8 protein-coding genes are annotated in these 11,378 nt (G+C 39.4%); 5 read left to right on the top strand and 3 right to left on the bottom strand.

Going from position 1 to position 11,378, the window contains the following annotated elements:
- Positions 1 to 57: 57 nt before the first annotated feature.
- A complete protein-coding gene (locus tag AC5JMK_RS16725) occupies positions 58 to 2,262 on the bottom strand; it encodes a methyl-accepting chemotaxis protein (protein ID WP_495910611.1) in 2,205 nt (734 codons plus the stop codon).
- Positions 2,263 to 3,267: 1,005 nt separating this feature from the next.
- Here AC5JMK_RS16725 and nadA point away from each other — a divergent pair.
- On the top strand, positions 3,268 to 4,242 hold the full coding sequence (gene nadA / locus AC5JMK_RS16720) for a quinolinate synthase NadA (RefSeq protein ID WP_096677219.1): 975 nt from the start codon (positions 3,268 to 3,270) through the stop codon (positions 4,240 to 4,242).
- A 343-nt stretch (positions 4,243 to 4,585) separates the two neighbouring features.
- Positions 4,586 to 6,013 carry a protein kinase domain-containing protein gene (locus tag AC5JMK_RS16715; protein ID WP_495910610.1) on the top strand — a complete coding sequence of 476 codons (1,428 nt, stop codon included), beginning with the start codon at positions 4,586 to 4,588 and terminating at the stop codon, positions 6,011 to 6,013.
- 36 nt (positions 6,014 to 6,049) lie between these two features.
- Here AC5JMK_RS16715 and AC5JMK_RS16710 read toward each other — a convergent pair whose 3' ends face one another.
- A complete protein-coding gene (locus AC5JMK_RS16710; protein WP_495910616.1) occupies positions 6,050 to 6,901 on the bottom strand; it encodes a hypothetical protein in 852 nt (283 codons plus the stop codon).
- Positions 6,902 to 7,165: 264 nt separating this feature from the next.
- A complete protein-coding gene (locus AC5JMK_RS16705) occupies positions 7,166 to 8,293 on the bottom strand; it encodes an alpha-hydroxy acid oxidase (RefSeq protein ID WP_495910609.1) in 1,128 nt (375 codons plus the stop codon).
- Positions 8,294 to 8,370: 77 nt separating this feature from the next.
- Here AC5JMK_RS16705 and AC5JMK_RS16700 point away from each other — a divergent pair, with 77 nt between their 5' ends.
- The 3 genes from AC5JMK_RS16700 to AC5JMK_RS16690 all read left to right on the top strand — a co-directional run bounded on the left by AC5JMK_RS16700 (position 8,371) and on the right by AC5JMK_RS16690 (position 11,158).
- The gene (locus tag AC5JMK_RS16700) at positions 8,371 to 9,195 is read left to right on the top strand and encodes a class I SAM-dependent methyltransferase (RefSeq protein WP_495910608.1); all 825 of its coding nucleotides are present in this window, start codon (positions 8,371 to 8,373) and stop codon (positions 9,193 to 9,195) included.
- 126 nt (positions 9,196 to 9,321) lie between these two features.
- On the top strand, positions 9,322 to 9,750 hold the full coding sequence (locus tag AC5JMK_RS16695) for a hypothetical protein (RefSeq protein ID WP_495910607.1): 429 nt from the start codon (positions 9,322 to 9,324) through the stop codon (positions 9,748 to 9,750).
- Positions 9,751 to 10,045: 295 nt separating this feature from the next.
- Positions 10,046 to 11,158, top strand: a complete 1,113-nt coding sequence (locus AC5JMK_RS16690) for an S-(hydroxymethyl)glutathione dehydrogenase/class III alcohol dehydrogenase (protein WP_495910606.1) — start codon at positions 10,046 to 10,048, stop codon at positions 11,156 to 11,158.
- Positions 11,159 to 11,378 lie beyond the last annotated feature (220 nt).

Below are 11,378 nucleotides of genomic sequence, written 5' to 3'. Positions count from 1 at the left end.
TCTCATGATGTAATCTCTTTGTACTTCAATTTGAAGTGCGGAATGTGGGTTTTAACATTATTGAACCTTGAAATTCTCCACAGTTGCTTCCAATTCTTGAGAAATTCCTACGGTTTGGTGCAATGATTGAGAAATATAACGTGATGATTGACTTGTCGTTTGTGAGACTTGGGAAATTTCTGTGATTAATTTGGTCACTGCTTGCGATGTTTCGACTTGAGAAACTGTGGCTTGGGAAATTGATTGCACTAACTCATCAATTTGACGAGAGACTGTGAGAATTTGGTTGAGGGAGGTTTTAGCATCTTCGACGATGCGAGAGCCTTCGACTACCTGAGTAGTTCCCTGTTCCATTGCTTTGACAACTTCGTTGGTTTCCCGTTGAATATTTTCGACAATCTGTTTAATTTCTAGGGTAGCGTCAGAACAACGTGCTGCTAATTCACCAACTTCTGTTGCAACTACCACAAACCCTCGGCTTCCTTCACCAGCTCTTGCGGCCTCCAGCCCAGCGTTGACTGCTAACAAGTTTGTTTGCACAGCAATCTCGTTAATTAAAGAGACTATTCGAGAAATTTGTTCTGAAGAATCACCAAGACGTTTGACTTTTTTGGCTGTGTCATCGATAGTCGATCGCAAGTTAAAGATTTTTTGTACTGTCAAATCCATTGCTGTTTCGCTTTTTTGAGCAGTATAAGAAGCTGTATGGGCAATTTCAGCAGCTTTTTGAGCATTAACTGCAACATCTGCAATGGAAAGTGTCATGCGTTCGACACTATCGAGGGTATGGTTAATTTCCACTGCTTGTTTGATAGCTTCGTTAGCAAGTTGGCGGATTGCACCCTCGTTTTCACCAAGAGATGCATTTACCTGAATTGCAGAGGTCTTGACTTTGGTGACTATTTCTCTGAGATTCTCTACTATAGTATTGAAAAAGTCTGCTATTGTCCCAATTTCTCCCTGGGTAACTTCTGCATACACCGTCAAATCACCTTTGGATGCTCCTTCGATATCTTGCAGTAGTTTGATGATTTGTCGCTGCAATGCTTCTTTTTGTTGACTCTGCTCGATCGCTAGCAATTCTGCACGAGAACGAGCTTGCTCAGATTGTTCCAAAACATATGCTTGTTCGAGGGCGTAACCAATGGGAATTGCAACCTGCTTAAACAAATCAATTTCTGATTCTTGCCATTGACGAGGACTAGAACACTGATGAGCGATCAGTAAACCGTATAGCTTATTATTGAGCAAAATTGGTGCTACTAAATTCGCTTGCACTTCAAAGGCTGCAAGTTGACTAATGTGACATTTAGTTAAACCTGCTTCGTAAATATTTTCTATAGCTTGGACACGGCCTCTTTGATACTTGTCTATGTAATCTTGAGCAAAACAAGGATCTGCAATCTCTGCACCCAAGGCACTTGTCCATTGATCATCAACACATTCAGCTACAATTGTTCCTACCCAGTTTTGATCAAAGCGGTAAACAACGACTCGATCTACTTGAATGGCTGATCGGATGGTTGTTACTGCTACGTTCAAAATTTGTGCAGTGTTGAGCGATCCCCGAATGCGAAGGGTAATCCTGTTGACTTGTTTGGCGATCTTGGCTTCATTGTCCTGCTGTTCTGCTTTTTGGGCAATTGTTTCTGCCATTTGATTAAAAGCTACAGCTAATTGTCCGATTTCGTCGTTAGTACGAATCTTGACTCTGACAGAGCGATCGCCATTCGTCAATTTTTGGATGGCGTATTTGATTTGTTTTATTGATTGAAGAGTAGTTCGCTTCAATATATATGTCCAGATTCCAATCACAACTAAAGCAAAAACTCCTGATAAGATGTATTGCAGCCAATTTTGTCCGAGTAAATTTTGCAGTTCAATTTCTTTAGTTACCTGTATCAAAACAGCTACTGACTGATTCTCTGTGCTTACAGGGATATTTCCTTTATTTGTGACAGTAGTGATGTTAGGAACTATTTGATTTGATTTGAGATGATAATTCAAATCTGTTGTATTAAGTTCTGATTTTGCCTGCTTGAGTGATTGAGTCTGAAAACTGCGATTAATAATTATAGTCGAGCTAATACCTAATCCAATAGTCAGACTTAATTGAGACAAAATTAAAACTGTTAGATGATTGCTGCTGATTGGAAAACTGACAAACCTCTGCCATAGAGATTTTTGTAATTTTGAAGTAGTTGCTTTGGTTTGTGTAGGTCTAAAAATATTTTGGTAATTACTGCGATGATTTTTAAGCATTGAGCGTGTGTTCCAAGTAAACTAAAATACATCATGCTGCTGAAAATAATTTCCATGCATCACTAAGTTCAGATGTGATGTTTTCTGATTTTCAAAAGGAATAATTGACAACATACATGAGGTTTTGTATTCAAATTCATGAATACAGAAACAGACTCAACACGGTTCGGTTGAGGATTTTTGCCATTCTTTTGTCATGTAGAGACCATAAATTTATGGTTTCTACACAAGATTTTTGGCCTTATCCGAATGACCTTGATCAAACTGAACAAATATAGACGAATGCAACACTAACCACAATATTTCAGCGAATTAAGCTACATCCTATTTTTACCCAAGGGTATAGAGGACAAGTCTCAAATTTTCAATTTGGACTACAAATTCTCACACTTACTCCGAAAAGCGAGGTCTACCCTAAAGGAATTTTTTGCCGAGTCACAATTATTCAAATACTACTTAAGGAAAACACACTATAAATTAAAAAGCAGCAGCACCCAATCTTGCTATTTTTTAGCTTGTTAAGCTTTGATCTTTAGCTTAATAATTAATATTATTTTGCATGAATACTGATTTTAAGGTATTTTGGAAAATTTTTACAACTATTTTTCCTAATGATCTTTGTTCAATAATTCAAGTTTAATTTTTAACGCAGTCAAATATATTACCTATAAAAAAACGAGTACTAGTGTACGAATTTAATTTTGAGGGATTATTTTTCTCCGCATCACCGTTTCAGCAATTATTAGCGTCAAAAATTATCCCTTACTCAATCTTGACAGAGTAGTACCGACCCTACTAAAAAAATGCAATTACGAGTAAATAATGTAACCAGAGTCATACTTGTTTATATATAGGAATCCGGTTTGATTTATGAATTTACTCGTGAGGATCAAGAACAATTCATGTTACAGGTCAAGGGAGTGTTACCCTCCTTCCATTTTTGGTAAAAACTACTATAATTACTAAAACAAGACAACTACTTGTAAAATAAAGCCACGCCTAACTGTGTTTACAACTGCACTTATTCAACGAGATCAAACCCAACCGGGTGCATTACCATTAGATTTATTTGCGGCGATCGCAAGCTTAAAAAAAGAATTGAATGCGGTTATCCTGGCTCATTATTATCAAGAGCCAGATATTCAAGATATTGCAGACTTTATTGGCGATTCTCTACAACTTTCTAAAGCAGCAGCCGACACCAATGCTGATGTGATCGTCTTTGCTGGCGTTCACTTCATGGCTGAAACAGCAAAGATTCTCAATCCTGATAAAATGGTGCTGTTACCAGATTTAGATGCAGGTTGTTCTTTAGCAGATACCTGTCTTCCAGAAGCTTTTGCAGCTTTTAAAGCAGCCCATCCCGGACATTTAGTAATTTCTTACATAAATTGCTCTGCTGAAATTAAAGCGATGAGCGATATTATTTGTACGAGTTCCAATGCTGTCAAAATTGTGCAGCAGATACCCAAAGACCAACCGATCATTTTTGCACCAGATCGGAATTTGGGACGGTATGTGATGGAACAGACTGGCCGAGATCTGGTGTTATGGCAAGGTAGCTGTATTGTTCATGAGACTTTTTCAGAAAAGAAAATTGTTCAATTGAAAATAGCACATCCAGAAGCAGAAGCGATCGCACATCCAGAATGTGAACCTGCTGTTTTGCGTCACGCTAGTTTCATAGGTTCTACAGCAGCTTTACTGAAATATTGTCAACAAAGTCTAACTCAAGAATTTATTGTAGCTACGGAACCGGGAATTATTCATCAGATGCAGAAAGCTGCACCATCCAAACAGTTTATTCCTGCGCCACCGATTAATAATTGCAACTGCAATGAATGTCCGTTTATGCGGTTGAATACTTTGGAAAAATTGTATTTAGCAATGAAAAACCGTACGCCGGAAATTACGATGTCTGAAGAAATACGGTTAGCGGCGTTGCGTCCGATTCAACGGATGTTGGAGATGAGTATTTAGGTCAATACGCTTGGTGTTAAGCCCACAATCCTTTGTATCAGACGCGTAGCAAGATCCCACAGGGTAATTTCGCGTCTCTACAGACCAAATTTTTATACCAAAAATCCTTAACACCAAGCGTATTGGGTTTTAGGTGCTGTTTCACATACAGCGTAATTTTCAATACTCTTGGTGTGAAACTGAAAAGTAGGTTGAGTTGAGCGACAGAAAACCCCAAAAAAGTCTTGATTTTGTTTAATTTCGTCCCTCAAATGCCAGTGAATTTTGCGATTTATCCTGAAGAAAATACTTATGATGGTAAAAGTTTATAGTTGTTAACTTTTTACATCACATCAGCCATAGCATGATTGGCAAATTGCTAGACCGACGCTACCAGGTCGTTCAAGTACTAGCTCAAGGCGGATTTGGTCATACTTATATCGCCGAAGATACTCGCCGTCCTGGTAATCCTTCCTGTGTAGTTAAACATCTTAAACCAGCTAATAGCGATCCCGATTTTTTGGAAACAGCCAGACGCTTATTTAAAAGAGAAGCCGAAACCCTGGAAATTTTGGGCAACCATGACCAAATTCCCAGGCTACTGGCATATTTTGAAGAAGACGAAGAATTTTACTTGGTGCAAGAGTTTGTTCCTGGCAATCTGCTATCTTTGGAGATGGGATCGCAGTGGAACGAAAATCAAGTAATTCATCTGCTGCAAGAAGTTTTACCCATCCTCGAATTTGTCCATGCTAATGAAGTAATTCATCAGGATCTCAAACCTCATAATCTCATTCGTCGTAGTTCCGATCACAAGCTGGTTTTGGTTGACTTTGGCGCTGTCAAGCAAGTGAAGATGTATTCGTGCATGACTCCAGATCAACTCAAAAATGAGACAATGCCGATTGGCACACCTGGTTACATGCCAACCGAACAAGCACTAGGTAGACCATATCCCAATAGTGATATTTATGCTTTGGGTATGATTGCCATTCAAGCTTTGACAGGTTTACATCCCAAACAACTAGGAGAAGAACTTGGGAGCAGGGAGATAATTTGGCAGCATCATGGTCAAGTGAGTGAACCCTTAGCAGCGATCTTAGCGAAGATGGTGCGCCAACACAACAAAGAGCGCTATCAGTCAGCAACCGATGTACAGCAAGCACTCGCCGCCATTACTAATCCCAATACACCAACGGCTGTCGCAACTTTTGTCAACCAGGTATTCCGAGATTATTGGCAACAAGGCTATGTGTCTGCAACTAAGGTGATGCGATCGCTCCAGGAACTAGCAAAACCTTGCTACGTCCCCCCAGATCCGACAATAGTCTCTACATCTGGTTCGACAGCCACAATTCCACCCACAATACCCCATGTACAAAAGTTAACAAAAACTCCTAGTTTAAATCCATTTCCACTAAAGATTAATTTCCAGATTCAACGTCGCCACTTACCATTATTACTTGTTGGTAGTGTTGCTGGCATTATACTTGTTAACGGTGTGATTACCACAAGTCGTCCACCCCAACCCTCGTCTGTAACTGCAAAAAATCAAGTTAAAGAAACAACCAATAAAAATAAAAGTAAAGAAAATAATAGTTGTGTAGTCGTTGTTAACTCATCTAATTTACGCTCTATATCTGGACAGAGGAGAACAGGAAAAGTTATCAAAGCCGGAACTAAGGTGACAGTTACTGGTAAAGAAGAAAATGGTTGGATAGAGATTAGTGCGCCAGACTCTGGTTGGATTTGGAAGAGCCGAACGAGAAATATTTGTGCTGGTAATTCGTAGAGACGAAATTAAGCGCGTTTCTACGCCTGTATTTTGTCAATTCTTCTCAGCTTCTTTCTGTGCCGCTTCACTATATTCCTGATACAACTTAGTCCGAATTTGTGCTTCTTGATAACGACTATGGCTAGGTGGGACATTACGCATTAACTCAGAAGCCCTTTGCCAGTCGGCTGCTATTTCTAACCATTGAGTTGAGGTTTTTGCCGTTTTAGCTGCATCAGAAGCTTGGTTAGCAATGCGTACTGCTATTACAAATGAGTCTTCTAAGTTTGGAGATTTTTGTATTGGGATTAGAGATATGGCTGTTTCTGGTATTAAGGGATTATGCAGTTTACCATTTAATAATGCATAAATTACTGAGCTTAATAAGAGTAAAAATAAGCTTAAACTTAAAGAAAATAATATTCTACTCAAAGCAGAATTATTGATTTTCTTATTAATTGGTATTGGCTGAGAGAATTGATTTTTAGTTAAATTTATTTTTCTTGATTCAGATTTTTGATGTTGGTAATTCTTAATTAATTGCTGGAAAACATTAGGCTGTTCTAAAATAATTTCTTCTGACCAGAGTAATTGTGTTTCTGGATCACGAATAATTTCTTCTAACCATAACAATTGTTCTTCCCGAACTATGCGACTGTTGACATTGACTCTACGAATATTACGCGGTTTGATTGACTCCAGAATTTGCTGAATTTGCTTCACTAAATTAGATTGCTCTAGTTTATCTAGTGTGGAAGCCTCACACAGAATTTGTAATACACCATCATGATAAATTGCTCTGGTTCTCACGCCAGAATTTGCTAATTTTTCATTTAACACTTGAATAATCGCAGCAACGCTACCCTGACGTGCTTGCCAACCGATATCATTGGTTCTGTTTACCATCATGTGTAGAAAGTGCGATCGCTTTTCAGCCTAAGTTATTAACGGAGAAATCAGTGAAAATATATTTGAGCTTGTGTTGGATACAACAAAGCCTGTTTTCGATTGTATGAGTAAAAACACGGTTCTTGCCACATGTAGCGTAAAAATTAAAAAAAGGGGTGTAGGGGTATAAGGGTGTAAGAAGAGTCAAATTTTTTAGCTCAATCCAAAAGTGCTTGCAGTCAGTGTGGGAGTACGTCACGAAGGCTACTAACCACTAAACTACTAATTACCAAGTACCAACAGACTAGAATCTATATCTTCTAATTTGGCACAACCGCTTAACGCCATTGCCAAATCAAGTTCATTGTGTAAAATTTCAATGACGTGATTTACACCAGCTTGTCTATCTACAGCTAATCCCCACAATACAGGACGCCCCACCATAATAGCTTTTGCGCCCAATGCTAAGGCTTTGATAATATCAGTACCTCTACGGATACCACCGTCTACAATTACTTCAGCACGTCCATCTACAGCTTTTACGATTTCAGCTAAAGCATCGAAGGAAGCGATCGCACCATCTAGTTGACGTCCACCATGATTAGAAACAATAATGACTTTAGCGCCACATTCAACAGCACGGACAGCATCATCACCGCGTAAAATTCCTTTGATTGCCAATGGTAAGGGAGATATAGACTGTAACCATTCTAAATCGCGCCAAGTGACCGACGGGTCGAGTTGTTGGGCAAAATAAGTAAATAACCCAGATTCTCCCTCTTGATCAGGAATGTTGAGTCCCGAAATAGTAACAAGATTTGCTAGTTGCAAACCTGGTGGTAGGGTGAATTGGTTGCGTGTATCTCGTTCCCGCTTCCCAAGAACAGGTGCATCGACAGTGACACACAGCGCTTGATAACCTGCTGTGTAAGCACGTTCAATTAAAGCACGAGTGAGATTGCGATCGCGATGGATATATAACTGAAACCACAAAGGTGGATTGGGAGTTTGCGAATAATTTGAATAATAAATCTGAGCGACTTCTTCGAGACTTTTGGTAGACAGCGTACTCAACACCATACCCACACCCGCACTCGATGCAGCTTTTGCTGTCGCTAATTCTCCTTCTGGATGAGCAAGACATTGAAAAGCCATCGGTGCAATCAACAGAGGCATTTGCAGAGGTTGATCTAAAATCGTAGTTGTAAGATGGCGATCGCTCACATCGACTAGCACGCGCGGACGAAGTTTAATTCTATCGAAAGCCGCGTGATTGTCCCGCAAAGTGATTTCATCCCAAGCACCACTAGCGTAGTAATCCCAAACCATAGGAGACAAGCACTTTTGCGCCTGCTGTTCGTACTCAAATAAATTTAATGGTTTGGTAAAGTAATTTTCTGATTCTTCCACTAAAACCCCAGTATCGAAGAGTCTGTAAATATATTAAGACTTACCGATTTATTTGCCAAAGCTCACACAAATAAATTATGAAAAACATTAAAGAAATTATCGCTAGTTACTCCAATAAAGACTTAGAACAGCGCAAAAAATGGTATTCTCCAGCAGCAGAAGCTTACAACAAAGCAAGACCACGTTATCCTCAAGATTTGATTCGTCAAGTTGTAGATATTGTTCAACTATCCTCAACTTCAAAAATTCTAGAGGTGGGATGTGGCCCAGCAACTGCAACGGTTGCATTTGCTCCATTAGGTTGCTCCATGTTATGTTTAGAACCCAACTCAGATTTTTGTCAGTTAGCTCAACAAAATTGTCAACAGTATGCAAATGTAGAGATTCAAAACATCTCGTTTGAGGAATGGAACTTAGAACCAGAAAAATTTGATGCTGTCTTAGCAGCGAGTTCTTTTCATTGGATACCGTCAGAAGTTGGATATCCAAAAGCAGCAAATGCTCTCAAAGAAAATGGCTACTTAATTTTATTGTGGAACAAAGAACTTCAGCCAAGCTATCAAGTTTTCCAACGTTTATCCGAAGTCTATCAAATCCACGCTCCATCCCTAGACCGATATGAAGATAGAGAAACTCAAGAAAATATTTTGGGAGAATTAGGGGAAATGATCACAGATTCTGGTAAATTTCAAAACTTGATAGCCGCAAATGTTGAGTCTGAAGTCACCTATACAGTTGATGAGTATTTGACGCTTTTGAATACTTATTCACCATATCTCAAATTAGAGCCGCAAAGCAAAGAGGCTTTATTTGCACAATTGCGGAATAGAATAGACCATGAATTTGGTGGAAGTCTTCAGTTGTCCTATATTTCTGCTTTTCAGATTGCTCAAAAATTTTAGAATCTATTAAAAGAGCGAGTTTTTTTATAAAAATAGACAAGAAAAGCTCTGTCTAGAGAATGTTTTAGCTGATGAGCTAGATGAAGTAAATATGAGAATACTAAATCTCATGGACATTAGTATTTTATGAAAGTTATTTCAACTGTAGGACGCTTGCTCGCAACAACTCTATTTTGTGTATCAGCGATCGCTTTTACTTGGCAAAGTGCATTTTTCTCGAACACTTCAGCAATGGCTGCTCCTGCTGTAAACTTGATCGCAGCAGCAGACATGGGCGATCAAGTGCAAGGGAAAGCCAATCAAGATGCTCGACGAGCCAAGGGTTTCATCCGAGATACAGCAAATCAAGTTGAACAAACAGCAAAGAATAATGCTAAACGTGTTGAGCAAGCAACAGATGATAATGATAGTTTTATTGAGCGCAAAGCAAAAACAGATGCAGCTACAATTCAGAAAAGAGCAGAAAAAGATGCATATCGGACTCAAAAAGCAGTAGACAAAACAAAGAATGCTGTTGAACGCACTGTTGATAATATCAAAGATGCTTTTAACTAACTTGAAAAAGGGTGTAGGGGTGTAGGAAGAGTTATATTTTCGTGTTACTAGAGAGATTTTCTCATGATTGACGGGTAAAGGGAAAAGAGATTTCGGCGTTGCTGAATGCGGTATGAATCCGAATGTAGAGACACGATATATCGTGTCTCTACAAAGATTTTGGCATTACGCAAAATCATTTTCATACATTAAATCAGCAATGCCGAGATTTCAATTCTTTTTACCCTTTAACCTTAGATTTGTTTGCAATAAACTCAGATCATGCTGATTGAGTGAACAAAACAGGAGAGCGATCGTGGAAGTAAAAGCAGCAGTGGCTTACGAACCAGGCAAACCTTTGACTATTGAAAGTGTACAACTAGAAGGCCCCAAAGCTGGGGAAGTCATGGTAGAAATCAAAGCCAGTGGAGTTTGTCATACAGATGCTTACACTCTTTCTGGCAAAGATCCAGAAGGATTATTCCCTGCAATTTTAGGACACGAAGGCGCTGGTGTTGTTGTCGAAGTGGGAGAAGGTGTCACCAGTGTCAAACCAGGGGATCATGTTATACCCCTTTATACCCCCGAATGCCGTCAGTGTGAATATTGTCTCAGTTTCAAAACCAATCTTTGCCAAGCCATCCGCGCCACCCAAGGAAAGGGTGTCATGCCTGATGGTACAAGTCGCTTCTCTATTGGTGGTAAGAAAATTCTACACTACATGGGTACATCTACCTTTGCTAATTATACAGTACTACCAGAAATTGCTGTTGCTAAAATTCGCCAAGATGCACCTTTCGATAAAGTTTGTTACATTGGCTGCGGCGTCACAACAGGTATTGGTGCAGTCATCAATACAGCAAAAGTAGAACCAGGAGCGAATGTAGTAGTTTTTGGCTTGGGTGGTATTGGTTTAAATGTCGTCCAAGCAGCGCGGATGGTGGGAGCAAATATGATTGTCGGGGTAGATATCAACCCCAATAGACGCGCTTTAGCAGAAAAATTTGGGATGACGCATTTTGTGAACCCCAAAGAAGTTGAAGGTGATTTAGTCGCTTATTTAGTTGATCTAACTAAAGGTGGTGCTGACTACAGTTTTGAATGTATTGGTAATGTCAAAGTCATGCGCCAAGCTTTAGAATGTTGCCACAAAGGTTGGGGTGTAAGTGTAATTATTGGTGTGGCTGGTGCAGGTGAAGAAATTAGCACCCGTCCGTTTCAACTTGTAACTGGACGTGTTTGGAAAGGGACAGCTTTCGGTGGCGCTAGGGGACGTACAGATGTACCGAAAATAGTCGATTGGTACATGGAGAGTAAAATTAATATTGACGATTTGATTACCCATGTCATGCCAGTTGAAGAGATTAACAATGCTTTTGATTTAATGCACAAGGGTGAATCGATTCGTTCTGTGGTGACGTTTAATTAAGGAACATGGCTAAAATCAAGATGTAGCGACTGTCTTAAAAGTCAAGTGATCGTTAGCCAAAAAAATCAATAAGGAAAAAAACAGCACCCAAAAGTGAGTTAGCGATCGCAATCGCTCTTGTGAGATTTGTTTTGCATTGAGTAGTCAACAGCGATCGCTTTAATCTTAAGCCTTAATGCTGTAACTTTAAGCCTTAATGCTGTAACTTTAAGCCTTAATG

Source organism: Pelatocladus sp., from assembly GCF_059505505.1.
Note: the sequence above shows the minus strand (reverse complement) of the source record. Positions and strands in the feature narration are given on the sequence as shown.

Bases quoted from the DNA above. Each gene is read 5' to 3' on its own strand.
- AC5JMK_RS16725 (WP_495910611.1), bottom strand. From the start codon at position 2,262: ATGCTTAAAAATCATCGCAGTAATTACCAAAATATTTTTAGACCTACA.
- AC5JMK_RS16715 (WP_495910610.1), top strand. From the start codon at position 4,586: ATGATTGGCAAATTGCTAGACCGACGCTACCAGGTCGTTCAAGTACTA.
- AC5JMK_RS16710 (WP_495910616.1), bottom strand. From the start codon at position 6,901: ATGGTAAACAGAACCAATGATATCGGTTGGCAAGCACGTCAGGGTAGC.
- AC5JMK_RS16700 (WP_495910608.1), top strand. From the start codon at position 8,371: ATGAAAAACATTAAAGAAATTATCGCTAGTTACTCCAATAAAGACTTA.
- AC5JMK_RS16695 (WP_495910607.1), top strand. From the start codon at position 9,322: ATGAAAGTTATTTCAACTGTAGGACGCTTGCTCGCAACAACTCTATTT.